A 25,347-nucleotide genomic window follows, 5' to 3' on the forward strand; every position below is an offset into this window, starting at 1 on the left:
GCCGGACGACTACGCGCCAGCCGCGTGAGGGAATCGGCCTAGTCGTCGAACTGATACGCGTCCATCGCCAGCGCGCCGTACGAGATCTCGTCGTTCAGGCGCTTGGCCGATGCGCCCGCCGCGCCGCCCGCCCCCAGCGCCACATACAAAGGCATCAGGTGATCGTCGTGCGGATGGGCCTGCAACGCGCCCGGCGCTTGCGCCTGCCAGTCCAGCAGCGCCGGCACATTATGCTCGGCCAGATTGCGCGCATACCACTCCTGAAACGCCGGCACGTATGGCGCCGCCGGTGCATTTTGCGGCATGCGTACATGGCGCAGATTGTGCGTCAGCGAACCGGAGCCGATGATCAGGATGTCTTCATCACGCAGCGGCGCCAACGCCTTGCCCAGCGCCAACTGGCCCGCCGCATCCCGGCCCATGTCCAGCGACAACTGCACCACCGGCACGTCCACGTCGGGATACAGGTAGCGCAACGGCACCCAGGCGCCATGGTCCAGCGGGCGGCGCGGGTCGCGGTCGGCGGCGATGCCCGATTCGGCCAGCAGCGCCTGCACGCGCGCGGCCAGCTCGGGCGAGCCCGGCGCGGCGTATTGCAGCGTGTAGAGTTCCGGCGGGAAGCCGCCGAAGTCGTGCCAGGCCACCTGTTGATCACGGGTGGACAGCGCCAGGCCTTCGCCCATCCAGTGCGGCGACACCACCAGAATGCCGCGCGGCTTGCGGCCTTGCGCCGCACTCCAATCCGCCAGCACGGGGCCGGTCAGGCCCGGTTCAACGGCCAGCATGGGCGAGCCGTGGGAAACAAAAAGCGTAGGCCAACGCATGGCGAAGCCTCCAGAGAATAAGTTGATAAAAGCATTTTCGATCGTTTCCGATCAGCAATAAACCCCCACAGCGGGGATGATCTGTTGCCATTCCAGCATCAATGTGCCGAAGCGGCTGCCTCGGTCGCCGTATGGCTCTATTACCTGCTAATGCCCCGCCGTCATGCCGGGGCGCGCGGCGGGCGTTAAACTACGTCGTTACACACTTACTGGACGTCCCTCGAAGTTATGGCCCGATCCCGCAGCCAATCCGCTCCCCGCATGACCCGTGACGCTACCCGCCTGGTTGCGCTTGCCCAAGCGCTGAACCGCTCGGGCAGCCGCGTCGAAGACGTGTTCTGGGAGAACCAGCTTGGCGAGGCGATTCCCAAGCTGCTGAAGGCCGGGCAGGATGCCCCGCTGGAAGCGGCCCTGGACCACCTCGCGCAAAGCGACATAGGCGCTTACGAGGTCTTGATCGAGCAGGCCGAAACCCTGTCTGAATCGATGAAGATCGAAAAAGACGGCGTCCAGTACGACGTATTGCTGATCGTCGCGCCCATCGTCGCCTGGACCCGGTACGCCATTCCCACCGGCCCCGTTTCCGCCACCGCCCAACAGGCGCTACTGGCTCAATTGCACGGCCACGTGTTGTCCAGCCAGGCCCGCACGGCGTTGATGCCCATGCTGGTCAGCGTGGACCAGATGCCGCGCACCTTCGGCGAAACCTGGCAGTGGTTGCAACGCCTGGGCTCGCAGGCGCTGGGCGCCGAAGCGACCAAGCCGACGCTGAACACCGAAATCGAAACCGCCAACATGCTGGCCGACACGCGCTACATCATCGGCGCGGTGGCAGTGCCCGAAAACGCGCCGATCTTCCGCTGGCAGGAAAGCATGGGCGATGCCGACGCCACCCGCGACGCCTGCCAGGCGCAATGGGCGGCGCAAGCCCAGCCCACGCTGGCCGCGTTGCTGCCGGGCTGCGGTTTCGAAGCGCTGTTGCCCGACGCCTATTACGTCAGCAACCGCGAAGCCGACCGCCGCGTGCGTCCCCTGTCGCTACGCGCCGCCATCAGCTGGCTGGAAGGCGCGGTCAGCCTCGAAGCCTCGCAATTGCGGGCGGTCGTGGCCGGCTGCGGTGAAAGCCGCATCGACGAATACCGCATCAGCTTCACAGCGCGCAGCAGCAACGACGTCTACTACGGCTGCGTGTGGCCGCTGTACGGCCGCGAAGAAGAGCTGCCGTCCGACGAAGGCCAACCCGATGTGGTCGACGAAATCGCCGCACTGCTGAAGGAATATGGGGTCACCGACGTGCGCCGCATTCCCGGCGTGCTGCCGGCCGAATACTGCGAAGATTGCGGCGCGCCCTACTTCCCCAACCCCTTGGGCGAGCTGGTGCACGCCGAACTGCCCGAGGACGCCGAGGCCGCGCCCGCCAAGTTCCACTAAGCGGCCATGCAAGCGGACATCTTCTGCCGGGTCGTCGACAACTACGGCGACATCGGCGTGTGCTGGCGGCTGGCCCGCCGGCTTGCGCAAGGCCGTGGCTGGGATGTCCGCCTGTGGGTTGATGACCTGGCCAGCTTTGCGCGCATCCAGCCGGGCATCATCGTATCAGCCCCCCGCCAGCAGTTGGGCGGGGTCGACATTGTGCATTGGTCCGACACGCCTGACCCGGCGCTCGCCGCCCGCGACGTCGTCATCGAAGCCTTTGCCTGCGACCCGCCGCCCGCGTTTTTGGATAGCATGCGCCAGGCGCATCCCGCCTGGATCAATCTGGAATACCTGAGCGCGGAGGCCTGGGTGGAAAGCTGCCACGGCCTGCCCTCGCAGCGGCCCGACGGGCTGGTCAAGCACTTCTTCTTTCCTGGTTTCACGCCAGCCACTGGTGGCCTGCTGCGCGAACCCGGCCTCTCTGCCGAGCGCGACGCGCTGCAAGCGTCGATGGACCAGCAAAACGCCTTTCTGCGCGCACTTGGCGTGGACGAGGCCGTGCTGTTGCGCCGGCAAGACGGCGCCCGCACGGTGTCTCTGTTTTGCTACCCCTCCGCGCCTGTCGATGCGCTGGTGCACGCCTTGGCGGCCGACTCGCGCGCAAGCGTCCTGCTTGTGCCAGAAGGCATCGCCCCCGGCCTGGAAGCGGCGTGTTCGACGCCCGGCGCGCCGCTGCTGGCGCGCCTGCCGTTCGTGGCGCAACCGGATTTCGACCGCTTGCTGTGGAGTTCGGACCTGAATTTCGTGCGCGGCGAAGATTCCTTCATCCGCGCCGCCTGGGCCGCCCGGCCGCTGGTGTGGCAGATCTACCCGCAAGACGAAAACATCCATCTGGAAAAGCTGGACGCCTGGCTGGCCCGCTATCCGGCCCCGGATTCTGCCCACGCGCTCATCCGCGCCTGGAACCAGCCGGAAACCGGCCAAACGCAAGCGGCTGCCGCCGCAGCGCTTGCGCCCGCCGCCTGGCAAGCCTGGGCCAACGCCGCGCGCGACTGGGACGCCAGCCAGGCCGCGCGCCCGGATCTCGCTGAAAATCTGGCCGACTTTTGCGCAGACTTGGCCAAGAAACGTTAGAATAGAGAGTTTTCTGAGTCGCCCTGAATGTGTCGGGCCTCAACTATGACGCCTCCCGGGGTGTGCATGAAACGTCGCGAGCTTGGGTAGCCATCAGCAACACGCTACCGAGCGCCAGCGGTTTTTTGCAAGCACGGCGAGTGCACCTATCACCCCCGGAGTTTTATCGATGAAAACCGCTCAGGAATTGCGAGTCGGCAACGTGGTCATGGTCGGCAAGGACCCCCTCGTGGTCCAGAAAGCCGAATACAACAAGTCTGGCCGTAACGCTGCTGTTGTGAAGCTGAAGTTCAAGAACCTGCTGACCGCCTCGGCCAGCGAATCGGTCTACAAGGCCGACGAAAAGTTCGAAGTCGTTCAACTGGATCGCAAGGAGTGCACCTACTCCTACTTCGGCGACCCGATGTACGTCTTCATGGACGAAGAGTACAACCAGTACGAAATCGAAGCCGAAAGCATGGGCGACGCCCTGAACTACCTGGAAGAAGCGATGCCCGTGGAAGTGGTCTTCTACGACGGCCGCGCCATCTCGGTTGAACTGCCCACCACGCTGGTCCGCGAAATCACCTACACCGAACCCGCCGTCCGTGGCGATACGTCGGGCAAGGTCACCAAGCCGGCCAAGATCAACACCGGCTACGAACTGAACGTGCCGCTGTTCTGCGCCATCGGCGACAAGATCGAAATCGACACCCGCACGAACGAATACCGCAGCCGCGTCAACAACTGATCCGGCAGCAGGTACGAAAAAGCCAGGCCCTGTATTCAGGGGCCTGGCTTTTTTTATGCGGGTTCACATCACCGCTTGACTGCGCCGCGGCGCCTGCCAACGGTGACTAGGCGGTGACTAGGCGGTGACTAGCCGGTGACTAGCCGCGGCGCCGGGTGGCGCTTGCCCGCTTTTACTGCAAGCGTTCGTCGTCCAGAAAATCCGGCACGGCCATGACGTCGATACCGTCTTCGGCCAGCGCTTGGCGTTCTTCAACCGTGGCCGTGCCGCGAATGGGCCGCTCATCGGCGTCGCCATCGTGAATGCGGCGCGCCTCTTCGGCAAAGCGCGGGCCCACATTTTCGGTGTTGCGCAACAGCGCACGCACCTGCTTCATCACCAACGCCTGCACCGCCGCCATCTTCTCGGCGTCGGACGCGCCAGCCGGCACGGCGGGCGCTTGGGCCGCCGGGGCGTGCAGGTGCGACACATTCAAGCGCGGAGCCGACAGGCGCTTGGTGATGGTGGCCGAGCCGCAAACGGGGCACGTGACCAAGCCACGCGCCGTTTGCGCGTCATAGTCTTCGTGCGAACCGAACCAGCCCTCAAAAATGTGGCTGTGTTCGCACTGGAGATCGAAAACTTTAAGAGCCATGGTGGCTATATGGGGTCCGGGCGCAAGATATCAAGCATCCCGCTAGCAAGCGCCATTCCCGCAACGATGGAATAAAGGGTGCGGGCTTGCAAGAAAAAACGGGCCCGAAGGCCCGTCTTCGTCTTGGCGTAAGCCTGCGCTTATTTGCCGCGCTTGGACGCCGGGCTGGCGTCGATTTGCGCCTGCTGCGCCTGCAGGGAATCGATCTGGCGTTGCAGATCACGCAGTTGCTGACGCACATCCTTTTGCTGATCGGCCAACGCGGTGGCTTCCTGGCGCGACTGTTCCTGGCGCGCCGCCACTTGCTCTTCCTGCTGCATGCGCAGCGTGCGGTCGGCTTGCAGCGTGCTCAGTTGCGCGCTGCGGGTGGCCAAGAGCTTCTCGGCATTGGCGTATTCGGCTTGCAGCTTGATGCGCTTGATGTCCACTTCGGCCAGCTCGGCCGATTGCGTGGCGAAGGCGCGATAAGTCGCCTCGGCCTGCTTTTCCGACACCGTTTTCAGCACGCGCCAGAAATCCTTCTGCTGGAACAGCGCGACGTAATACGTCAGATCGTCCGGCTTGAACAACAGGCTGGCGCCGTACGTGCCGTTGTAGGCAGTGCGCAGCTCAGAGACCTGACGATTCTGGATCAGGCCTTGCAATTCAGCCACGGTCGATGACGGCCGCGCGGCGGCGGGTGCAGGCGCGGCGGGCGGGGTCACCGGCGTTGCGGCCGGCTGCTTGTCTTCGACCTGCTTAACCGTGGGCCGCGGCGCTTCGGATTGCGCGCTGGCGCAAGCCGCCAGGCCGGACAGCGCCGTGCCCAACAGCGCCATGCGAGTGGCGGCACGGATAAATTGGACGTTCATGCCTTCCCCAAAAAAATCGTTGCGGAACTATAGCAATTTATTTCGCTCGCGGCTGTTCCACTTACATTGCCGGCAAGCAATTTGTCGCCCGATACGGGCCTTTCCCTATTGCGTGATCAAGATGCCTCGACGATTCCTTCCGCCGTTTCGCCTTGGCCGCCGCCCAGATGCAGTTTGCGCATCTTTTCCCACAGCACTTTGCGGCTGATGCCCAAGGTATTGGCGGTGTCTTGCCGGCGCCATCCATTGACATCCAACGCGGCCAGGATACGGGCGCGTTCGGCGCGCTCCGCATCGGTGAAGACGGGCGGTTCGCACAGCGTGCTGGCGCCGCCCAACGCCCCCGCTGCGCGCAGCGGTTCGGCAATCTGATCAAAAATGCGTTCGATACGGGGCTGGTCCCAGGTTTTGAACTGCTTCTGCATGATGGCCACGCGTTCGGCCACGTTGGACAATTCACGCACGTTGCCCGCATAGCGGGTACGCGCCACGCGCTCCAGCAGCCACGCCGGCGGCTCCCCTTCCCCGCCCAGGCGCTCAAGCAGCGAACGGAAAATAGCCACCTTTTCTTCGCCGCCACGCTGTTCCAGGTTGGGAATACGCAGCTCGATCACCGCCAGGCGGTAATACAGATCGGCGCGGAATTCGTCTTGCCCCACCAGCACGCGCAAGTCTTTATTGGTGGCCGCGACCAGCCGGAAGTCCACCGGCACTTCCACGGTGGAACCCAAGCGTGTCACGGTGCTTTGCTCCAGCACGCGCAGCAGCTTGACCTGTTGGTACAGCGGCAGATCACCGATTTCATCCAGGAACAGGGTGCCGCCGTTGGCCTGTTCGAAATACCCTTTGTGCGCGCCCACCGCGCCCGTAAAAGCGCCTTTCGCATGGCCGAAGAAATGCGCTTCGAACAAACCTTCCGGAATCGCCCCGCAATTGACGGCCACAAACGGCCCGTCAGACCACGCCGCGCGGTCGTGCAGCAGACGCGCGATGCGCTCCTTGCCCACGCCGGTTTCGCCGTGGATCAGCGCATTGCTGCGGCAGTCGGCAAACATCTCGGCTTCAGCCAACAACGCCCGCATGGGCTCAGACACCGCGATCAGCGGCTGCTCGCGCTTGGGCGCGGTGCGATTGAACTGGTCCAGCGTGCCAAGCAGTTCGAACAGCAGCTTGCGCAGGTCTGCCGTGGTGAAGGACAGCGGCAAGGTGTACGAGTATTCGGGCGGGTAATAGCGCGAGTCGCGCCCGCGCGTTTCGGCCGACACCCAGATGACCGGCATCGCCTGCACCGATAGCCAGTCATAGCCGCTGAAGCGGTTGTCGCCCATCACCGAAACCGACACCAGCGCGATGGCCGGCCGCGTCGGATCGCGCGGCGGCGGAAACGCGGTGCCGGCGTCCGCCCGCACCAGCGTCACGTCCATGCCCGCCAGGCAGCGCTCCGCACGGCTGGCAATATCGGAAGTGCCTTCCCAGACGTACACATCGAACTCGTCGCGCGCGAATTTTTGAGTCATCAGTACACCAAGCGAGGCTGCCCGCAATCCACGGACAGCAGCGAAACGTCGGTCTGGCCCACGCTCAGACCCAGCAGGTCCAGCAGTTGCTGCAACAGGGTGGACAGCGGCGCCAGCACGGGTTGCAACAGGTTCACCACAATCGACAGCACGCCGCTTACCTGCGAGCTGCCGCTAAGCGCCAACGAGGCGACGGAATTGATACGGCACTGGCGGATGGCGCTGGGCGTCAAGCCCAACGCGCACACGACGTCGTTCACGGGCGCCAGCAACAACGAGCTCAGGACATTGCCGACCAGTTGCAACGTGCCGCCCAGCACGCCCGTCAGGCCGCCCGTGGTCAGACGCGCGCTTAACTGGTTCAGCGCGGTCGTGGACCACTGCAAATTATTGACCACCTGCGTGATGGAGTTGCCGGCGCTGCTGCCGCCGCCGCCCACCAAGTCTGTCGCCAACGCCGTGCGCTCGGCTGCCGACAGCGGCGTGCCGGTGTTGAAAAGATCGCCCAGAATGCCGCCGATCAAGGCGTCTGACAGGTTTGACGCCAGCGCGCCCAGGTTGATGGACGTGGCCGTCACGGTCTGCGTGGACGGCGTGCCGGGCGGTTCGGTCAGCGTCACGGACACGGGCGCCGTTGAATTGAATACCGGCAACGTCACCTTGGCCGTCAACGGCAAGATGCCCAGCACGTTCAGCACCTGATAGCGCTGGATCGCCGAAAACGAACTGACCTGGCAGCTATTGGTCAGCGACACGAAGTTGGCGGCGGTTTGATCGGTGCTGGACGTCATGCCCGGGAACCGACCCAGGCAGATGTTCGCCACGGACGACGTCACCGCGATCGTGGCTTGCGACTGCGTCAACGGCGCCTGGCACAGGTTCGTCAGCGTACCCGTGGATTGCGCCACGTCTACGATGATGGGCAGGTCCACCTTCGTGCCCAGCGTGTTCGCCAACAACGGCCCCACCAGCGGAATGTTGCTGGTGTTCACGCGGATGTACACGCGTATGCCCGCGCTGGTGGCCTGCGTGCCAATGCCGCCCACCGCCAATGTGGGCGGTTCCACCACGCGCACGCGCGCGTCCACGCCTAACAGCGGCACGCTCAGGCCCAGGTTGATCAGGTTCTGGCCATTGGCCACAACCAGCGCGGTTTCCAGCAGATTGAGCGCGTTGAGATTCGCCGACAATGCGCCCGTGGCGTCGCCCCCCACCACCGACAAGTTCAGCACGCCGCCATTGCCGAACAGTTTGACTGGCAGGTTCAACGGCATCACGGCCAGCACCGTGTTGATGGCGTTGCTGATCAGCCCGACATTCGCCCCGGCCGTGCCGCTTTGGTTGACGACCGTCAGCGTGGCTTGCAGCAACTGGCCCAATGTCAGGTTGTTGACCGCGGCCAGCTCGGCGGGCGTACCCACGCCGGTCGCCACCGACAGCGGCAAGCCCAGCGCCTTGAGCAAACCCGACGGCGTGATGTTGACGCTGGCAAGCCCCGCGGCATCCAGCACGTCCAGCTGGGCGGGCGTGGCGCCCACACTCGACAGCAATTGCGACAGCAGGCCGCCGCGTTGCAAGCGCAGCAAGCGCGAGCCCACCATGAACGCCGCAACGGGCTGGGTATTGGTGGCCACCGCGTTCACCGACACCGTCGTCCCCAGGCCCAAGACGCCAAACAGGCTTCTCAAGTCCTTGCGGATGGTCAGGCGCACCGCGTTGAGCGTCTGCGTGCCGGTGGGATCGAACACATGCATGCCCGTGGCGTCGGCGCGGGTGGAGTCCCAGAGCTTGCATTCCACCGTGACGTCGGCCGCCGCGAAGGTATCGAAAATGTTGGGCACATTCGCCAAAGCCGACGTGCGCCCGGCCGTGACGGCGCGCGCGCAGTCGGCGGCCGAGCCCATGCCCAGCACCTGCACCGCAGACAGCGCGGCCAGGTCGGCCGCCTTCTGCATCTCGCGCTTCATGTAATAGCCATAGCCCAGCTGCGCCACGCCCAGCAACAGAATGCCCACCAGCACCGCGAACACCACGGCGATGGTCATGCTGCCGCGCTGAAGCTGCGGCGAAACACGAAGAGGAAGGGCTGGCATGACGTTAGCAACCTTGGAGGAGATTCGCGCGAGGGCGCCACGGGTCCACGCTTAATTGGTGTTCTTTGTCTGCACGCGCTTTTGAAAATATTCCGGGATGGGATGCGAGAAGCTTTCCAGATAGCGGTTCCACGCCGCGGTGGACACCGGCCCCAGGACGGGTAACGCGCCGCCCGCCCGCCGGCCGTCCGCCTGCGCCGCGAGCAACGCGCGCGTGACATCGCCGAAGTTTTCTTCAACCGCCGCAGGCGCCGCCGCCTGCGCGGCTGCCGCTTGGGGGGATGCCGCCGAAGCAGCGGGAGCAGCGGGAGCACCCTGGGCCGCCGGCTGCGGCATCGGCGTCTGCACCTGCTGCACCACCGGCCGCTGCGGCAGTTGCGCTTGGGGCAGCGTGGACGCCGGGGCCGCGGCCCCGGCTGCCGGCGCGCCGCCCGTCATGTTGCCAGTGAGCGGCGCGTTCGATTGCGCCAGGCATGCCAGCGGCGCCAACGCGGCCAGCGCTGCGGTCAACGTCAAAGATCCCGCGCGACGGGAATAGGACATGCGGAAACGAGACATGGTTGGCTTCCTGAAATCGCAGTTAACGCACGATGGGGCCATTGCTCAGCCCTTCCATCATCGGACTCATCATCGGCATGACAATGCCGCCGCCGCTGGACACCCGCGTCGCGGCCGAGTCCGCCGATACGGCGGACACCGCCGGCACGGCCCCGTTCGATGCCGACGGCGGCAGCATGCGCTGGCTGCGGATGTCACTGGCCAAGCGCAGCACCTGGCCGCGCGCCTCATCGCCCAGCCTGGCCTGATCCATCAAACGCTGGGCGCGCACGGGCTCGCCCTCCACCAGCAACAGCACCGCCAGATTGGCCAGCACCTTGCCGTTATCAGGCGCCAGTTCGGCCGCCTGCCCCAGCGGCACACGCGCCCCCGACGGGTCACCGGCGCGCAAGCGCGCATAGCCCAGGTCGCCCAGAATGCGCGGGTCCATCGGCGACAGCTTCGCCGCGCGCGCAAAGTCGTCAGCCGCCTGATCGAACTGCCCGCGCGACCCTGCAATCAGCCCCAAGCCATGCCAGCCGTCGGCGGCCTGATCGGTGCCGAGCAGCGCGCGATACGCCTGCTCGCTCATCGCCACCTGCCCCGTCTGCCGCAACGCTTCGGCCCGCAACACCGCCACGCGCGGGTCATTGCCAAATTTCTGCTGATAGGCGTCGATATACGCCAGAGACGCAAAGTAACGCTCCTGGCGCTGCGCTTCCGAGATCAGCGACAGCATCATCTCGGGCTCTTTCGGACGCCGCTTGTTGTCGGCCTCTTCCTCTTTCTGACGCGCCAGCGCCTGATCCTGCTGTTGCTGCTGGATCAGTTGCCAGGCGGTCTCCGCGCTGTTGCTCTTGCATCCGGCAAGCCCGGCAACGGCCGCCATGGCCGCCGCCATCAAGGTCCAACGCAGGGCGCCCTCTTGTCTTCTCATACCGCCAGCCATCACAAGCCCCCCAAGCGCGACATCCCGCGCAATACCGCAATGAACCCTGCGCCGCCCGTCACGATCAACAGCGCGGGCAACAGCGTCAAAATCATGACCCCCGTCATCTTCACAGTGGTCTTGCCCACTTTTTCCTTCAGTTGCAGCCGGCGTTTATCGCGCAGCCGCTCGCCAAACCGGTTCAGGGGTTCCTGCACCGCGCCGCCATGCTGGTCCACCTGCGCGATCAGGCGGCAGATGGCGGACAGGTCGTCGTTATCGAAGCCCGTGGCCAGGCGCGCCAGCGATTGTTCGCGCGTGCGGCCGCGCACATAGAGTTCAGACGCCAGCCGCAATTCAGACGACAACACCGGCAGCACCTGCGCGAATTCCTTCACCAGCACCTGCATGCTTTGATCAATCGACAACCCCACGCCTTGCAGCAGACGCAGCAAATCAATCAGCAACGGCAGCTCGTCGGCCGCCATGCGCCGCCGCCGCGCCATGCGCCGTCTGACAATCCATTTGGGCAGCATGTAGCCAATCGCAAAACCGAAGAAGGCGGCGATGAACACGCCCATCGATGAGTTGATCAGGTGCTTCTTCACGTCCAGCACCACCGCCAGCACCGGGAACAGGATGGCCAGGCCAAAGCGCGCCGCGACAAAGCGCGAGCGCGCGGTGCCGATGTCGGCGTAGCCCGCCATGTCGACCATCTTGCGGTCTTCTGCGGCCAGCAGCGCGTCCGCCAGGCGGCCTTCGCTAAGACGTTTGCCGAACGCGTCGGCCGCGCGCGTGGCCGAGGCGAACTTGCCTTTGCTGGCGTCCGCCGGCACGGCCGCCGCCGATGCGCCCGCATTCTTGCGCGTGGCCAGCGCCTGCTCAACCACCTGCTGGCTGCGCCCTTGCCCGCGCAGGCGCCGCGTCATGCTGATGCCCAGCACCAGCATCGCACCAGCCACCAGCATCAGCGCCAACGCCAGCACCGTCGAGGCATTCAAGGATTGCAGGATATCCATCGTCGCCTCCCTCTTAAATGGACTTGGCCATGCGGTACAGCCAATAGCAGCCGCCCAGTTGCAGGCCCACCGCGGTCAGCAGCATCTTGAAGCCCACCGGGTCTTCCCACAGGCCCATGAACAACTTGTTGTTGGCCACGATGATGAAACCGGCAATGCCCACGGGCAGCAAGGCCAGAATCCACGCCGACAAGCGCACTTCGGCCGAACTGGCAGTGAGCTCGTCGCGGGCTTGGGACACGTCGCGCATGAAGGCCGCCATGCGTTCCAGCACCTGGTCGCTGCGCCCGCCGAAGCGCATCGCCAGCGACACCACCGCGGCAATCATGTAGAGCTCTTTCAAGCCGTACATGCGCGACACCTGCACCAGCGCGGCATCCAATTCCTTGGCCGAGCGGCTCAGGCTGGCCGCGGTTTCCACCACTTCCAGCAAGGGTTGGTCCGTGGTGGCGGCGGCCGTCTGGAACGCCGACCCCATGCTGTTGCCGATGGTGATCAGGCGCACGATGTTGTCCAGAAACGCGGGCAGCTGCGAAATCATGCGCCGCTGGCGGCGGTCGGCGCGCAGCCACAACATGAAGTACGTCAGCACGGCGAGCATGATGCTGGTCACCACGCCAGACAGCGGCCCCAGGAACAGCCAGGCCAGGATGCCGCCCGCGATGACGGGTAACGTGATCCGCAAATAAAAGCCCGGGCTTTGGCGTACGCCCGCCAGCAGCAGCATGCGGTCCCAGCTTGAAATGCCGCTGCGCAGCGCGCTGCCTCGCACCTCTTCCGAGAACGTAGCTTCCGCCGGCGTGTCACGGCCGCGCTTGAGCTGGTTGTCGAGAAAATCAGAGCTGGCCTTGCGGCGCGCGCCGCTATTGGCGTGACGCCACAACAGCACCGCCCCGACGGCTAGCAGCAGCGCCATGCCTCCCAGGATCAGAGCGTCTTGCATCAGCGCCTCCGGCTCCAGAATCCGCCGCCGCCACCGCCATCGTTGTCCCCTTGCGGGTTGTCGTTGGTGCGCGCGTCGTTGCGCATCTTGGCCAGCTTGGGCGTGTGCGGGTGTATGCCCAGCCAGTTCCAGCGGTCCTTCTCTTCGCCTTCCAGCGTGGTGAAGGTTTCGTGGCGGTACAGTTCCTGCGTCGAAATGACGTTATCGCCCATGCCCGTGACTTCGGTCACCGACAGCACGCGCCGCTTGCCGTTGGACAGGCGGCCAATCTGCACAATGAAGTCCAGCGCACTGGCGATTTGCCGGCGCAAGCTGTCTTCGCTGCCCTGAAAGCCCGCAAAGCCCGCCAGCATTTCGATCCGGTACAGGCATTCGCGCGGCGAGTTCGCGTGAATGGTGGCCATGGAGCCTTCGTGGCCGGTGTTCATGGCTTGCAGCATGTCCATGACTTCCGCGCCGCGCACTTCGCCCACCACCACGCGGTCAGGCCGCATCCGCAGGCTGTTGCGGATCAGCTCGCGGATGCTGACTGCGCCACTGCCGTCAAAGCCGCCCTGGCGCGATTCCAGCCGCACCACGTGCGGATGGTTAAGCGACAGTTCGGCGGTGTCTTCCACCGTCACCACGCGTTCCGTTTCGGGAATGAAAAAGGCCAGCGCGTTCAGCAGCGACGTTTTGCCCGAGCTGGTGCCGCCCGACACCAGCACGTTGCAGCGGTTCTTCACGGCTTCATGCAACAGCCGGTAGATCTCTTCGTCGAACGTGCCCAGCGTCAGCAGGTCGGCGGGTTTAAGCGGGTCTTGGCGAAATTTTCGGATCGACACCATCGGGCCATCAACGGCCAGCGGTTCGATCACCACGTTCAAGCGGCCGCCATCGGGCAAGCGCGCGTCCACCATGGGGCTGGACTCATCCAGCCGGCGGCCGATGGGCGCCAGAATGCGGCGCACGATGCGCAACACATGCTGGTTATCGGTAAAGCGCAGCGTCTCGCGCGCCAGCACGCCGCGCCGCGACACGAACACGTTGTCGTAACCGTTGATCAGGATGTCTTCTACCGCGGGGTCGGCCAGCAGGTCTTCCAGCGGCCCCAGGCCCGCCAGTTCTTTCGTCAGCGCTTCGGCGATCTGCCGCATTTCGCCTTCGTTGATCGGCACGCGGCGCAATCGGACAAAGCTGGCGACTTCGATATCAACAAATTCCTGTATCGCCGAACGCGCCCAGCGTCCGAACTCCGCCCCCAGTTCCTCGATACGGGACAGCAGGTGCTCGTACGCCGCCGTTTTTACTTCCTGGAAGCGGTTTGACGACGAGAACCCTTTGTCGCCATCGCCGCCGAACTCTATGGTCGCTGTCATGATCATGTCGGATTCCGCCGCCGTCCCTGAATCTTGCCGTTAACCAACGATCATGCGGCGGTGCACGCCGGGCAGCCAGGTGGCCAGCCAGCTTGCCCGCCCGCCGGGGGTGTTCTCTTCCGCGCTGAGCCTTTCCGCCAGGGTCTGCACGGCGCGCACGTACACATCGCGCTCGGCCTCTTCGTGCAGCAAATGGCCCTGGTTCGTGCACACCATCAGCGCCAGCGTGCGGTCGGGCAAGGTGCCCACCAGGTCCAGCTGGAACCGGTCAGCAATCTGTTGCGCCGTCATGCCATAGCGTTCGTCGTAACGGTTGACGATCAAGCCCAGGCTGCGGCGGTCGACGTGCAGTTGCTCAAGCTCTTGCAGCAAGCCAGCCAGCGACACCAGCGCACCCACACTCTGGTCGGTCACGATCCAGTTCTGTTGAGACGACCGCGCAAGACCCGCCACGAATTCCGGATTCGTGAAGCCGCCTGCATCGGCCACAACCACGCCGAAATGCTGGCGCATGCGTTCAAACACCAAGAGCGAATCGGATTGCGAGACGTCACGCATCTGGTTCAAATCGCGCGGCAGGGCCAGCACGCTGAGTCCGTTGGGCGTGTGCGCCATGGCCGATCCCAATAAGGTGGAATCCAGGCGGCGCAAGTTGCGCGCGGCTTCGGCAAAATCGAAGTCGCTGCCGATATTCAAATACAGCTGGCAATCCCCCACGGGCCAGCCCAGGTCCATTAGCGCCACGCGGCTGGACAGCGGCAGCATCGCGCCCGCCTGCTCTGCCGGTTTGGCGGGCTTGGCGCCCGCTGCGGCGGCGCGCGCCGCATGCATGTGTTTGAGCCGGTCTTGCACCATGCCGGCCAGATGCACGGCCAGCGTGCTGGTGCCGACGCCCGGCCGCGCGCCCAGCAACAGGACGCTGCGGCGCGAGCCGTCCATACGCCCGCCGCCCGCCGGCGCATCCAGCAAGCGCAACACTACTTCCTTGACTTCCTCGGGCGCCACGGTGGGGTCGACAAAATCGCTGACGCCCGCGCGCAAGGCTGCGATCGCGCCTTCTGGCTGGCTCAAGAGGCCCACCGCCACACGCGGCACAGTAGGCGCAATGCGCGCCAGCAAGCGCGCCAATTCCGCGGACTTGAACAACTTCCCAGGTTCGCCTTCGCTCAAGGTGAAGTCCAGAAACACCACCTGGGGGGCAATTTCGGTCAAGCGCCGCGCCAACTCTTCCACCCCAGGCGTCTCCTGGGTCAACATGCCCATGTCACCCAGGGCATGTCCAAGCTGCGCGGCAACCCCATCGCCTTTTGAGCAAAACAGGAACCGCTTCCCGTTTTGCAGGCCCACCCACTCGCTGGCATGTGTCTTCATATTGCTCACCGTGAAAAACCCGGCATTTGTTCGCCGCCGACGGGGCCCATCAGGTAATAGCCCCAGGCATTGAATGTGGAATCGGCCCGTTCCTGGCGGCCCCCGGGTAGTGGCAGCGTCACCCCGCGCGCAATCGGGCGCACGAGACGCGGCGTCACCACAATGACCAGCTCGGTATCCTCCTGGGAGTAATCGACGCTGCGGAAAAACGCGCCGATGATGGGCAGATCGCCCAGCATCGGAACCTTGTTGACCATCGCCTTGGTCTGCCGCGACACCAGGCCGCTGATGACGAAGCTTTCGCCGTCGCCCAGTTCCACCGTCGTGTCGGCGCGGCGCGTACGCAGCGCCGGGATAATGGTGCTGGCTTCCGAGCTGGTGGCGATGGCGATGCCGTTGCTGTAGTCCAGCTCGCTGGCTTCCGGCGCGACCTTGAGCGAAATCCGTTCACGCGACAGCACGGTCGGCGTCACCGTCAGGCCGATACCGAAGGGCTTGAACGTCACCGTAGTGGTTCCCAAGCCGCCGGCTTCCGGAATCGGCAGCTCGCCGCCGGCCAGGAAGCTCGCGCTTTGGCCCGTCAACGCCACCAGCGTGGGTTCCGCCAGCACGCGCGCCATGCCGTTGCTTTGCAACAGGCGCAGCCGAGCGGAGAAGTTGTTCGAGTCGTAGAACAGCGAGAAGCCCGAGGCGATGGCGCCGCCCGGCGTGAACCCCAGCGGCGCACCCAGCCCCGACGGCGAGGTAGCGCTGGTGCCGGCCCACGGGCCATTGCTGGCGGCGAAGTTGATGCCCGCCTGCTTCATCACCGAGCGCGACACTTCCACAACCTTGACTTCCACCTGCACGACGCCGCCCGTGCCGGCGGTGGATACGTCAACGACATTCTTGTCGCCGACGGCCGCGGCAGCCGCCTTGGCGGACGCGACCTGGCCCAGCGGCGTTTCGGCATGCCCGGACACAATCGCCTGGTCGCCCGCGATATCGACGTTGGCGCCGCTTTCCAGGCCACGGCTGGCCAAGGCGGCCTGCACGCTGCCCGCCACGCGCACATTCCAAATCTGCGGCGCGGCGTTGTTGCCGGTCCAGATTTGCAGCTGGGTGGTGCCCGCCTTTTTGCCGTAAAGCAGTATGGACCCCGCCCGCTTGCCCGATGCGGGCAAGATCTTCACGTCCGCCACTTCCGGGTCGCCGATGGCGATACGGCTGGGCGCGCCGCCATCCAACATAAGCGACTGCTGGCCGCGCACGGCCACCGCGATGTCACGGACTGGCGCACTCGCACCCGCCGCAGGCGTGGCGGTTTGCGCCAGACTGGCGACACCGTAAGTCATCGCCGCTGCGGCCGACAGGACGCAGATCAAGGTGGTGCGCTGATGTTTCTTCATTGTGCTGGATCTACTTGTTTTGAAAGGTCCAGCCGCGGGCGGCACCTGGCCACGCGCAGCTACGGTCAATAACGCACGCGCTCGGATTTATCTCCCCGCACGATTTCAACGGTTCTTCCGCCGCCCCCGCCGCCGGAACCCGCCACGCGGTTGGGCGTCGTACGGACGGTTTGCGTCGTGCCATCCAGCTGCACCAGGCTGTCGCCTGCGAACGCGCGGTTGGGTCCGGTCAGCAAGGCCTCACGTTGCGCGGGCGTCAAGTCGGCTCGCACGGGCAAGACCGCATCGCGTTTGGCGAAGAGCGTCGTATCGGGCACCGCGTCATCCCCCACGGGTCGCAGCGCCAATTGCAGCCGCCCTGCGCGGCTGGCCAATATCAAGTCGTTGATCTGGTCCACCGGCACCGCCAGCACGGCGGTCTTTGCTGGCTGGCCCGGGCCTTGTTGCAGCATGGATTTTTCTTCCGGCCCGTCGACAGACTGCCGGCCATACGCCAGCACGCGAATTTGCGATTGAAGCAGGCGCGCCTGGCCGCCCGGCACTTCTTGGCTTTTCTCGACCATGAAGAACACGTCGACCAGATCGCCGGGCGCAATACGGTTGCCGCCGCCTATGACTTCGTCGACCGCCACCGCCACCGCGCGTTCGCCCGGCTTGAGCTGCTTGGCCAGCCCCTGCGCCAACAGGCTGGGAACGATGGGATCGCCCACGGCGATATCCACCCGCGTGACGGCGCCTTCCAGCGGCGTCAGGGAATCAAAGCTGTTGGACAAGGACACCTGCCACTGCGCCACCATCAGCATCTTGCTGGCGTCGATGCGGGTGCCGGCCGGTATCGCCTCCCTGGCCACCACTACCGGGTGGAACGTCACGGGCGGCGCCGCCGGTTCCGGCGCGGCGGCGACGGGCGGGGGAGGCGCGGGCGGCGCGCTGGAATGCGACGCAAGACGCCATGCCAGGAAGGCCAGCACAATGCCCGCCACCAACAACACGCCCGCGATGATCTTGCTAAGACTGCTCATGGTGTCCCTTGCGATATCTGCACGATGGCTTTCGATGACAACCGGGTGGGCACCCAGTTCTTGTTCGTGCCGGGCAGCATGACGATGAACGTCTGCAGCGTCGCCAGCAACGGCCAGGACTGGGTGTTGTAAGTCATGGATACCGTGGCGCAGTTGGCCGTCTGCCCGCCCGAGCCGGCCCATGCGCAGGGCGCGCGCGTCGTCGCGCACGCTACCGCGGAACCCGTCGAGAACACGCTCATGGCGGCGACGCAGGCATCGCCCTGCACGTTGCTGCTGCCACTGATCTGCGCATACACCGCGGCGCGCGCGCCTTCGGTCGCGGCTGATGCCAGTTGCTGCTGCATCCAGAACAGCACGCCATAGCCGACCACGGCGCAGACGAACATCAGCAGCATGGTCAGGGTCAATGAAAATTCCAGGGCGGCGATGCCCCGCTGCCGCATCAGGCGGGCTGACAGCGCAAGCGACCGGCGGGGCGATGTGGGCAGCGGCATGTCACCCCCCTACGCCCAGGGTGTTGCCCAGGTGCACGGTGGCGCGGGCGCTCAGCACACTTGAGGCGGGCATCAACGCCGCTTGCAACAGAGGAACGTTCGGGATCAGCGGATTCGCGCCATAAGCGTAGGACACCGTCACTTCAATCTGGTCGGGAGCCAGCGGCTGGCCGCTGCACGTGCCGCCCGCGCTGCTGCTCAACGCGCCGCCGCTGCCGCATACCGCCACTTTGATCGGCGCCGACGACATCGATGAGATCCATTGCGCGATGTCTAGCGCGGTATCACGGCCCGCGTTTGCGCGCGCGGTAAGAGAGGTGGTGCCGGCCTGCCATTGAAGCACCTTGCGTGCTCCGTCCTGGGCGGCGAGCGTCACTGAATTCTGTGCAAGGAATGCCAGCCCAAACGTCAGGATGCCGTAGAGCACCAGGAAGAACACCACGAATACCAAACCGAATTCAAGGGCGTAAACGCCACGCTGAGGGCGGCGAGCCCCAAGTACATCCCGTAGGGAATCTTGCGTGTCCGGTCGGACAGCGCCCAGTACTGCGAACACACGACATAGATCAGGGCGTGCATTCCCGCCAGCAGGCTGGCTCCCACCAGCACCAGCATCAGCGGAGCCAGGCCCAGCAGCAGCCCAAGGATGGCGATCGCCTTGATATCGCCCGCGCCCATCAGGCGCCGGCCCCAAAACGGCAAGAAGAGAAAAGCGCTCAGAAAGCCTGCCAGTGTCATGGGCCACCCCGTCCAGCGTGGGGGATACAGCCATCCCGGCAGCAGGGCGGCGGCGGCCAGCCAAAGCAGCTGCGCCGCAAACCCAGCCACGATCAACGTGTTGGGGACTCGGCGATAGCGCAGATCGTTGTAGATCAGCGCCAGATTCCAGCATGCGAACAGCAGCCACCACAGCACTTCCCCTGGATACAAGGCAGGACCTTCTGATCAAGCAGATTCAACGGCAAGCATGTCCGTCCAGACGAACACGCCACATAGTCAAGCGGTGCCACGGCAGATCAGGCACGTACCGCAACGGCGCGAGCCATCGCGGTACGCGACCTGGGGGTTACGTTCTTGCCGCGTTGAGCTTGGCGCCGAGATCCGTGAACATGGAGCTGAGCGCGTCGCTAAATGTGCCCACGGCAGCAATGAGGGCAACTGCAACCAACCCAGCGATCAGCCCGTATTCCAGGGCGGTGATGCCATCTTCGTCGTTCCAGAACTGCGCAAGTTTCGCTTTCATGTCGAGCTCCTAGTCTCGATTGATAATTGAGCTGCGCCGCTACGCGGTACCAGCCCCCTAAGCCCGGAACTGCTTGCTGACAGGTGTATTCCCCACCCGCCGCAAACCGGGTCCTGCTAACCCGGCCCCAGTGTCGAGCCCGGCAATTTGCCTGGCTCGGCCACCGGCGCCGATTCAATGAAAGAGTCGATCCGTTGCGCCATACGCGCGCGGAACCGGCGAGACGCCCGCTGTAATTGCCAACGCATGATCAGCAGCGTGACGGCGGACAGTACGAAAGCGATGTAAGGCAGCATGAGCCCGCCAATTTGCAGGCTGGAATAGTCACGCGGGGTGCTGCAGATAACGGTGCCGGCGGCCGCGCCGGTGTAATGCATGCCGCACACGGCTACGGCCATCAAAATGGCGGCTCCGGCGCGCTGAAACTCATTCTGCGTATTGAAAGCCAGCCACAGCGCGGCTGGCGCCGCAATCACTGCGATAAGCACTGATAAAACAACGATCGGAAAATTCCAAAGCAGCACAGCCGGCATGCGCATGGCGCCCATGCCCAGATAATGCATGGCGGCAACGCCCAGGCCTGCGGCCGTGCCACCGATTACGCAGCGTGAAAATGTGAAGCGGTCGCGTCCGACAAACCAGAATGCCCAGCCAGAGAAACCCGCGGCCACGATAAAGCTGAGTACCGTCAGGCCGACTTGGTAGCCCACTTCAAACGGCAGGTTCTGCGCCTGCATGCCAATGAAATGCATGCTCCAGATACCGACGCCGCCCATCGCCACGGCGCCAATGATGATGTAACCAAAGCGGATTTCGCCGTCCTGGGTTTCGGTGCGGATGCCGGCTGCGGCCAGCAACGCCACGTACGAGCCGAGTACGGCCGTCAGGAACGACAACGCCACCAGGCCGGCGTTGAAAGAAAGGGGAACGATGTCACCCGGGTTCATGAATGGCCCCGGCGAAATAATCTGTAATTGCAGTGCGCGGCTGCGGCGCCGTCGCAAGAGGTATTACGATCTAGCTCGTCCATTTGGTGGACCCCCGAGTAGTCCGAATAGCCGATAGTATTGATGCGTTTATATAGTCTTATCTATTAACATTTAATACACATCAGGGTTTATACCAATCTTCTGGATACTGCGACCACAGACATGTAACGAATACAGCAAAAATAGTAGGAATCTTATTAAAAACCGCTAGTTAACCCTCACTTCTCTTATATGTTTGCGTACCCAGGCATTTCTCAATGTTGTTATCCTGCCGTTTCCACGCGGTCACAATGAAATAAATTGTCATTATCCCCACTCGCTGGCACCATACCGCCAGCGGCGCAGGTAAATTTTTACTTCCAACGTTATGTCCCTTTATAAATTCAATATTTAGAGAATATCGAATACCAGACGGGATAGCGCCTGCGGAAATGAGAGAAACACAAGGCATGAGACGTACCGTACCGGCAAGTTCGCTTACCCTCGCCCTGATTTGCCTCCTTGCTTGTAGCGCTGCCGCACGCGCGGACGGACCGCTACGAGGCAATCCCGTTGACGCCCTGCCCCAGCTGGAACGGCCGCCGGGTGCGGTGCAACCGCCGCCCGTGGTGCAAACCGCCACCCCCGAACAATTGGCGTTGCAGGCGCGTCTGGCGCAGCGCATCGTGCCACTGAATTTCGACGTCAGCGGCGTGCACGCCATACCGTTTGAAGAAGTGTCGGGAATACTCAGCCCGCTGTCAGGGAAGGAAATCAGCCTGGGCGAACTGGTGCAACAGGTGGATAAAATTACCCAGCTGTATCGCGACAAAGGCTATCCCCTGTCATTTGCGCTGGTGCAAAACCAGACCTTCGCCAACGGGCTGGTTGTGGTGACGGTGGTTGAGGGGTATATCGGAAACGTTCGCATCGAAGGCGATATCGGCAATGCGCAAGACCGGCTGGAAACGCTGGCCGGTCCGCTGAAAGCAGACCGCCCGTTAAAACAAGCCACGCTTGAACGCCAATTGAATTTGATGCGCACCGTACCGGGCGTCAAATTCACGCCGGCGCTGGATTTGCCGCGCCGGGCAGACGGCGAAACTGAATTGGTGCTGACCGCCACCCGCCATCCCGTCAGCCTGACGGGCGGCGTTGCGGACTTGGGCACAGGCATGCAGCCCATCGTCAATATGGCGGCCAACAGCCTCACGCCATTGGGTGAGCAGGTCAAACTGACGGCAGCCGTCCCTTTTAATAGCGGCGACGTGAAATACGTGATGGGTGAGGTGTCAGTGCCCATTGGCGCCGACGGCCTGGCGATCAAAGTTGATGGCTATCACTACGACGCCAAGCCCCAGGACGACGCCGTCGAATACCTGGGGTTTGAGCGCCGTGTAAAGAACGACCGTATCGGTATTGGCGTTAGTTACCCCTTCTTGCTGAACAACACGCGCTCGCTGACGGGCACGCTGGGCATGTACGCCGCCAACTCCAAGGACCGCTACGATTCGCGCTCCACAGACCTCTGGCTGCAGCAGGACGCCCGCGTTCGCGCCGCCACTGCGGAGCTGCGGTACTACCAGGTATCGGAAGCCGCCGCCACGGACGTGACCGTCAGCGTCTCAAAGGGGTTCGACGCGGCGGGCGCCAAGAAAGATATCTCGACCAACTATGGATATTCGGCAACCCCGATCCTGGACCTGGACTTCACCCGCTATAACCTGAGCGCCAAGCAGATCTTTGCGTTACCCGGGCAATTTGGCCTGACGTTGTCGGGCGCTGGCCAGTATTCCAGCAATATCTTGCCGTCGTCGGAACAAGTGTCTTATGGCAGCTGGCGCTATGCCATGGGGTATCCACAAGGCGACCAAAGTGGCGACAAAGGCATCGGCGTATCCGCTGAAATCAACCGCCGTTTCGCCACGGGTTGGGAATACCTCTCGGGGGTTCAGCCCTACGTGTTAGTGGACTATGCACGCACCTGGTACAACAACAAGGGGCTGCAAGCCCTGAACAATCGTCACCTGTCTTCGGTGGCGCTGGGCCTGCGTTTCACGGACGACAAATACTATCTGTTCGATTTCAACGTCGCGAAACCCGTAGGTTCAGCCACCGTGAACGACGGCCGCGACGTCCGGTTCAATGCCAACTATTCACTTTTCTACGACGCGTTCTGATCCGACGCCGCGAATGCCCGATTAAAAACGCCTGCCGAAGCAGGCGTTTTTTTATTGATGCGTCAATCAATCATACGGATTAACCCCATCGCGTTACGGCGTTTGCGCACACCACGTTACGTAACGCGCCCCGTAACGTAACGGCTAATAACCCGTCATTCGTAACATTCGCAGGCTTCCCGTGGTCGCAAAAATGGGAATTTCCCAGGCCTAGTACAAACCCTTCAATCCCCATCTATCCTATTGATATAAAAGGATTTTTCCTAAAGCCGAAAACTGAATTTGCACTTAACACGCCCCGTTTGAAAAAAATTGGCACGGTTTATGCATGGAGAGACGTATCGGGCAGTTTCAGCGCCTGACTTATCCCACTAGGAGCTCGCCATGTATCGCAACGTCGAAGCAAACCGTATTCAACGCGTTCTGACCTCTACCCTGTTGGCCGCAGCTCTGATGAGCGCACTGGCTGCCTGCGGCGGTAACGGTGGCAGTAAGAAGTCAGCCAGCCTGCCTGGCACCGATATTCCGACCAACCCGGGCGGCACCAACCCCACCAACCCGGGTGGCACCAATCCCACGAACCCGGGCGGTACTGACCCGACCAATCCCACCAACCCCACGAATCCCACGAACCCCGTCACCGCCGGCTTGTTGCAAACCACGCTGGGTAATACCGGTAACGCCGTGGACAACACCCTGCCGCTGAACTTGGGGACGACGCTGGGCGGCGTGGGTAAAGCGCTGGACCCCACCGTCGCCCCCATCGCCAACACCGTCGTCGGTCTGACCCAGCAAGTGGGCGCCACGACCGGCCTGGGCCAACCTGTGGACGGCGTCACGAAACAAGTGGGCGGCCTGGTCAGCGACCTGGGCGGCTCCGTGAAGAACTCGGGCCTGCCTGGCGGCTTGGACGCGGGCGTCGGCGGCCTGGTTGATGGCTTGGGCAAGACGGTCTCTAGCGTAGGCGGCCTGCTGAACGCCGACCCGAACAATCCGATGCCGCTGACGACCGTGCTGGGCAACGCGACGAACGCCGTGGGCGCGCTGACCGCTGGCCTGTCGGGCCAGGGCGGTTTGCTGAACCCGGTGACTCAGGTGGCGGGCGGCGTGACGGGCGGCCTGTTGTCTGGCCCGTCGACCCCGTTGCTGGAGCCTGCGCTGAGCAATACCGGCAAGGCCGTCGACAACGTCTTGCCGCTGGGGCTGCAACCGGCGTTGGCGGGTGTGGGCGCCGCGCTTGACCCCACCGCCAGCCCGCTGGCGGGAACGGTGGTCGGCCTGACGCAACAAGTGGGTGATACGACCAAATTGGGCGCGCCGGTCGCCGGCCTGCTCACGAGCTTGGGCGGCACCGTCGCCAATGCAGGCAGCTCGCTGCCGGGCAACACGGCCGGCTTGAACGGTGTCTTGCAAGGCCTGGGCGGCGCGGTAGCCAGCGCCGGCGGCTTGCTCACCGCCACGCCGGGCAACACGAATCCGCTGGGCGCGACGCTGACGCACGCCACAGGCGCTGTCGCATCGCTGACGGGCGGATTGGGCTTGAACAACGTGACGGGTGGCGTTACCGGAGGCGGCACGGGCGGCTTGCTCAGCCCCATCACCGGCATTCTCGGTGGCGTGGGCGGGGTGGGCGGCACGCCGGCCAACGGTGGCGTAGCCGGCTTGCTGGCGCCGGTGACGGGTCTGCTGAGCGGCGTGACCGGCGCCGTGGGTGGCGCAACGGGCGGCGCAACCGGGGGCACCGCAGGCGGCACGGCCAACGGCGGCTTGCTGGGCGGCCTGCTGGGTGGGGTGACAGGCGGTGCGGCGGGTGGTGCGGCGGGCGGCGCAACCGGTGGCGCCTCGGGCGGTGCGGCCAATGGCGGCCTGCTGGGCGGTGTCGTCGGCGGCTTGGTCGGCGGCGTCTCCGCCGGGGTGAGCACCGGGACGGGCGCCAGCGCTGGCGTAAGTGCTGGCGGCGCGGCGGGCGCGGGTGCGGGCGGGGCCGCTGCGGGCAACGCCAACAACGGCGGCTTGCTGGGTGGCCTGCTGGGCGGCGTCACCGGCACCACCACGAATGGAACCACCAACGGCGGATTGTTGGGGGGTTTGCTGGGCGGCCTTTCGGCCAAGAAGTAATCGACTGACCAACGCTTGGGAGTGACACCATGCTTCAAGAAAACCTTCTACACCATGAGCATGTGACCGTGATGCCTGAATCTCGCACGAGTGACCTGCGGCCGGGAATGCTTGACGACATCGCCCTGATGTTGGGCCGTCAGTTCTCGGTGTACAACGCCGCATGCCAGTCCGCGCTGGCGGAAAAGCTGGGTATCCCCCTGGCCGACCTGAAAGCGCTGGAACTGGTGATGGAATTCGATGCCCTGCCCACCGGGCAGCTTGCCCAGCTGATGGGCATCAGTTCAGGCGGCGCCACCGCCTTGATCAACCGGTTGGAGGCGGCGGGTTATGTGCAACGCGGCCGCCACCCGCTGGATCGCCGGATGATCGTGATCCGGCCGGTTGAGGAACGGTGCCAGCACCTGTTGCAAGAACGCCAGTGGATTGCCGACGCGGTGATGTTGATGGCGCGCCGCTATGACACAGGCGAAATGGAAACGGTTCATGCCTTCCTGGCGCAATGCGTGCGCACCTTGCGGCATGACACGCTGGTCTGGCTGGAGACGCGCAGCGCGCATCACGACGATCTCTGAG

24 protein-coding genes are annotated in these 25,347 nt (G+C 64.2%); 6 read left to right on the forward strand and 18 right to left on the reverse strand.

The window, feature by feature from the left end; genetic code table 11:
- Positions 1 to 38 precede the first annotated feature (38 nt).
- Positions 39 to 824: a DODA-type extradiol aromatic ring-opening family dioxygenase gene (locus ACFZAI_RS24315; protein WP_391569334.1), complete on the reverse strand. Its 786-nt coding sequence runs from the start codon at positions 822 to 824 to the stop codon at positions 39 to 41.
- A gap of 228 nt (positions 825 to 1,052) precedes the next feature.
- Here ACFZAI_RS24315 and ACFZAI_RS24320 point away from each other — a divergent pair, with 228 nt between their 5' ends.
- From ACFZAI_RS24320 to efp, 3 genes are all read left to right on the forward strand, one after another.
- Positions 1,053 to 2,255, forward strand: a complete 1,203-nt coding sequence (locus ACFZAI_RS24320) for a DUF2863 family protein (RefSeq protein WP_391569335.1) — start codon at positions 1,053 to 1,055, stop codon at positions 2,253 to 2,255.
- A 6-nt stretch (positions 2,256 to 2,261) separates the two neighbouring features.
- Complete coding sequence (gene earP / locus ACFZAI_RS24325) at positions 2,262 to 3,374, forward strand: elongation factor P maturation arginine rhamnosyltransferase EarP (RefSeq protein WP_391569336.1); 1,113 nt, start codon at positions 2,262 to 2,264, stop codon at positions 3,372 to 3,374.
- Positions 3,375 to 3,543: 169 nt separating this feature from the next.
- Positions 3,544 to 4,104 (forward strand): elongation factor P, encoded by a 561-nt coding sequence (efp, locus tag ACFZAI_RS24330; protein WP_006225610.1) that lies wholly within the window; start codon positions 3,544 to 3,546, stop codon positions 4,102 to 4,104.
- 172 nt (positions 4,105 to 4,276) lie between these two features.
- Here efp and ACFZAI_RS24335 read toward each other — a convergent pair whose 3' ends face one another.
- From ACFZAI_RS24335 to ACFZAI_RS24415, 17 genes are all read right to left on the reverse strand, one after another.
- A complete protein-coding gene (locus ACFZAI_RS24335) occupies positions 4,277 to 4,738 on the reverse strand; it encodes a DUF1178 family protein (protein WP_391569337.1) in 462 nt (153 codons plus the stop codon).
- Between the two features lie 140 nt (positions 4,739 to 4,878).
- Complete coding sequence (locus ACFZAI_RS24340; protein WP_391569339.1) at positions 4,879 to 5,589, reverse strand: DUF2968 domain-containing protein; 711 nt, start codon at positions 5,587 to 5,589, stop codon at positions 4,879 to 4,881.
- A 116-nt stretch (positions 5,590 to 5,705) separates the two neighbouring features.
- A complete protein-coding gene (locus ACFZAI_RS24345; protein ID WP_391569340.1) occupies positions 5,706 to 7,106 on the reverse strand; it encodes a sigma 54-interacting transcriptional regulator in 1,401 nt (466 codons plus the stop codon).
- A complete protein-coding gene (locus tag ACFZAI_RS24350; protein WP_391569341.1) occupies positions 7,106 to 9,199 on the reverse strand; it encodes a TadG family pilus assembly protein in 2,094 nt (697 codons plus the stop codon). The genes ACFZAI_RS24345 and ACFZAI_RS24350 overlap by 1 nt, the downstream gene beginning before the upstream one ends.
- A gap of 51 nt (positions 9,200 to 9,250) precedes the next feature.
- Positions 9,251 to 9,757: a DUF3613 domain-containing protein gene (locus ACFZAI_RS24355; protein ID WP_391569342.1), complete on the reverse strand. Its 507-nt coding sequence runs from the start codon at positions 9,755 to 9,757 to the stop codon at positions 9,251 to 9,253.
- 22 nt (positions 9,758 to 9,779) lie between these two features.
- Positions 9,780 to 10,673 (reverse strand): tetratricopeptide repeat protein, encoded by an 894-nt coding sequence (locus ACFZAI_RS24360; protein ID WP_391569343.1) that lies wholly within the window; start codon positions 10,671 to 10,673, stop codon positions 9,780 to 9,782.
- 11 nt (positions 10,674 to 10,684) lie between these two features.
- The gene (locus ACFZAI_RS24365) at positions 10,685 to 11,683 is read right to left on the reverse strand and encodes a type II secretion system F family protein (protein ID WP_391569344.1); all 999 of its coding nucleotides are present in this window, start codon (positions 11,681 to 11,683) and stop codon (positions 10,685 to 10,687) included.
- A gap of 13 nt (positions 11,684 to 11,696) precedes the next feature.
- Positions 11,697 to 12,626: a type II secretion system F family protein gene (locus tag ACFZAI_RS24370; RefSeq protein WP_391569345.1), complete on the reverse strand. Its 930-nt coding sequence runs from the start codon at positions 12,624 to 12,626 to the stop codon at positions 11,697 to 11,699.
- Positions 12,626 to 13,990 carry a CpaF family protein gene (locus ACFZAI_RS24375; protein ID WP_391569346.1) on the reverse strand — a complete coding sequence of 455 codons (1,365 nt, stop codon included), beginning with the start codon at positions 13,988 to 13,990 and terminating at the stop codon, positions 12,626 to 12,628. The genes ACFZAI_RS24370 and ACFZAI_RS24375 overlap by 1 nt, the downstream gene beginning before the upstream one ends.
- A gap of 33 nt (positions 13,991 to 14,023) precedes the next feature.
- Positions 14,024 to 15,364 carry a pilus assembly protein CpaE gene (locus tag ACFZAI_RS24380; protein ID WP_391569347.1) on the reverse strand — a complete coding sequence of 447 codons (1,341 nt, stop codon included), beginning with the start codon at positions 15,362 to 15,364 and terminating at the stop codon, positions 14,024 to 14,026.
- Positions 15,361 to 16,743 (reverse strand): type II and III secretion system protein family protein, encoded by a 1,383-nt coding sequence (locus ACFZAI_RS24385; protein ID WP_391569348.1) that lies wholly within the window; start codon positions 16,741 to 16,743, stop codon positions 15,361 to 15,363. The genes ACFZAI_RS24380 and ACFZAI_RS24385 overlap by 4 nt, the downstream gene beginning before the upstream one ends.
- A gap of 65 nt (positions 16,744 to 16,808) precedes the next feature.
- A complete protein-coding gene (gene cpaB / locus ACFZAI_RS24390; protein WP_391569349.1) occupies positions 16,809 to 17,765 on the reverse strand; it encodes a Flp pilus assembly protein CpaB in 957 nt (318 codons plus the stop codon).
- A complete protein-coding gene (locus ACFZAI_RS24395; protein WP_391569350.1) occupies positions 17,762 to 18,262 on the reverse strand; it encodes a TadE/TadG family type IV pilus assembly protein in 501 nt (166 codons plus the stop codon). Before ACFZAI_RS24395 ends, cpaB begins: the two co-directional genes overlap by 4 nt.
- A gap of 1 nt (position 18,263) precedes the next feature.
- The gene (locus ACFZAI_RS24400) at positions 18,264 to 18,704 is read right to left on the reverse strand and encodes a TadE/TadG family type IV pilus assembly protein (RefSeq protein ID WP_391569710.1); all 441 of its coding nucleotides are present in this window, start codon (positions 18,702 to 18,704) and stop codon (positions 18,264 to 18,266) included.
- The gene (locus tag ACFZAI_RS24405; protein ID WP_391569351.1) at positions 18,671 to 19,192 is read right to left on the reverse strand and encodes a prepilin peptidase; all 522 of its coding nucleotides are present in this window, start codon (positions 19,190 to 19,192) and stop codon (positions 18,671 to 18,673) included. Before ACFZAI_RS24405 ends, ACFZAI_RS24400 begins: the two co-directional genes overlap by 34 nt.
- A gap of 136 nt (positions 19,193 to 19,328) precedes the next feature.
- The gene (locus ACFZAI_RS24410; protein ID WP_391569352.1) at positions 19,329 to 19,505 is read right to left on the reverse strand and encodes a Flp family type IVb pilin; all 177 of its coding nucleotides are present in this window, start codon (positions 19,503 to 19,505) and stop codon (positions 19,329 to 19,331) included.
- Between the two features lie 116 nt (positions 19,506 to 19,621).
- The gene (locus tag ACFZAI_RS24415; protein WP_391569353.1) at positions 19,622 to 20,452 is read right to left on the reverse strand and encodes an MHYT domain-containing protein; all 831 of its coding nucleotides are present in this window, start codon (positions 20,450 to 20,452) and stop codon (positions 19,622 to 19,624) included.
- 491 nt (positions 20,453 to 20,943) lie between these two features.
- On the opposite strand from ACFZAI_RS24415, the gene ACFZAI_RS24420 reads away from it, so the two are divergent.
- The 3 genes from ACFZAI_RS24420 to ACFZAI_RS24430 all read left to right on the forward strand — a co-directional run bounded on the left by ACFZAI_RS24420 (position 20,944) and on the right by ACFZAI_RS24430 (position 25,346).
- Entirely contained in the window at positions 20,944 to 22,653 is a 1,710-nt protein-coding gene (locus tag ACFZAI_RS24420; RefSeq protein ID WP_391569354.1) for a ShlB/FhaC/HecB family hemolysin secretion/activation protein, read from the forward strand.
- A gap of 384 nt (positions 22,654 to 23,037) precedes the next feature.
- Entirely contained in the window at positions 23,038 to 24,771 is a 1,734-nt protein-coding gene (locus ACFZAI_RS24425) for a collagen-like triple helix repeat-containing protein (protein WP_391569356.1), read from the forward strand.
- Positions 24,772 to 24,842: 71 nt separating this feature from the next.
- Positions 24,843 to 25,346, forward strand: a complete 504-nt coding sequence (locus tag ACFZAI_RS24430) for a MarR family winged helix-turn-helix transcriptional regulator (RefSeq protein ID WP_391569357.1) — start codon at positions 24,843 to 24,845, stop codon at positions 25,344 to 25,346.
- Position 25,347 lies beyond the last annotated feature (1 nt).

The organism is Achromobacter sp. NPDC008082, assembly GCF_042957345.1.
Classification (GTDB): domain Bacteria; phylum Pseudomonadota; class Gammaproteobacteria; order Burkholderiales; family Burkholderiaceae_B; genus Achromobacter; species Achromobacter kerstersii_A.

Coding starts and splice junctions, on each gene's coding strand:
- ACFZAI_RS24315 (WP_391569334.1), bottom strand. CDS start 824: ATGCGTTGGCCTACGCTTTTTGTTTCCCACGGCTCGCCCATGCTGGCC.
- ACFZAI_RS24320 (WP_391569335.1), top strand. CDS start 1,053: ATGGCCCGATCCCGCAGCCAATCCGCTCCCCGCATGACCCGTGACGCT.
- earP (WP_391569336.1), top strand. CDS start 2,262: ATGCAAGCGGACATCTTCTGCCGGGTCGTCGACAACTACGGCGACATC.
- efp (WP_006225610.1), top strand. CDS start 3,544: ATGAAAACCGCTCAGGAATTGCGAGTCGGCAACGTGGTCATGGTCGGC.
- ACFZAI_RS24335 (WP_391569337.1), bottom strand. CDS start 4,738: ATGGCTCTTAAAGTTTTCGATCTCCAGTGCGAACACAGCCACATTTTT.
- ACFZAI_RS24340 (WP_391569339.1), bottom strand. CDS start 5,589: ATGAACGTCCAATTTATCCGTGCCGCCACTCGCATGGCGCTGTTGGGC.
- ACFZAI_RS24345 (WP_391569340.1), bottom strand. CDS start 7,106: ATGACTCAAAAATTCGCGCGCGACGAGTTCGATGTGTACGTCTGGGAA.
- ACFZAI_RS24350 (WP_391569341.1), bottom strand. CDS start 9,199: ATGCCAGCCCTTCCTCTTCGTGTTTCGCCGCAGCTTCAGCGCGGCAGC.
- ACFZAI_RS24355 (WP_391569342.1), bottom strand. CDS start 9,757: ATGTCTCGTTTCCGCATGTCCTATTCCCGTCGCGCGGGATCTTTGACG.
- ACFZAI_RS24360 (WP_391569343.1), bottom strand. CDS start 10,673: ATGAGAAGACAAGAGGGCGCCCTGCGTTGGACCTTGATGGCGGCGGCC.
- ACFZAI_RS24365 (WP_391569344.1), bottom strand. CDS start 11,683: ATGGATATCCTGCAATCCTTGAATGCCTCGACGGTGCTGGCGTTGGCG.
- ACFZAI_RS24370 (WP_391569345.1), bottom strand. CDS start 12,626: ATGCAAGACGCTCTGATCCTGGGAGGCATGGCGCTGCTGCTAGCCGTC.
- ACFZAI_RS24375 (WP_391569346.1), bottom strand. CDS start 13,990: ATGATCATGACAGCGACCATAGAGTTCGGCGGCGATGGCGACAAAGGG.
- ACFZAI_RS24385 (WP_391569348.1), bottom strand. CDS start 16,743: ATGAAGAAACATCAGCGCACCACCTTGATCTGCGTCCTGTCGGCCGCA.
- cpaB (WP_391569349.1), bottom strand. CDS start 17,765: ATGAGCAGTCTTAGCAAGATCATCGCGGGCGTGTTGTTGGTGGCGGGC.
- ACFZAI_RS24395 (WP_391569350.1), bottom strand. CDS start 18,262: ATGCCGCTGCCCACATCGCCCCGCCGGTCGCTTGCGCTGTCAGCCCGC.
- ACFZAI_RS24410 (WP_391569352.1), bottom strand. CDS start 19,505: ATGAAAGCGAAACTTGCGCAGTTCTGGAACGACGAAGATGGCATCACC.
- ACFZAI_RS24415 (WP_391569353.1), bottom strand. CDS start 20,452: ATGAACCCGGGTGACATCGTTCCCCTTTCTTTCAACGCCGGCCTGGTG.
- ACFZAI_RS24420 (WP_391569354.1), top strand. CDS start 20,944: ATGAGACGTACCGTACCGGCAAGTTCGCTTACCCTCGCCCTGATTTGC.
- ACFZAI_RS24425 (WP_391569356.1), top strand. CDS start 23,038: ATGTATCGCAACGTCGAAGCAAACCGTATTCAACGCGTTCTGACCTCT.
- ACFZAI_RS24430 (WP_391569357.1), top strand. CDS start 24,843: ATGCCTGAATCTCGCACGAGTGACCTGCGGCCGGGAATGCTTGACGAC.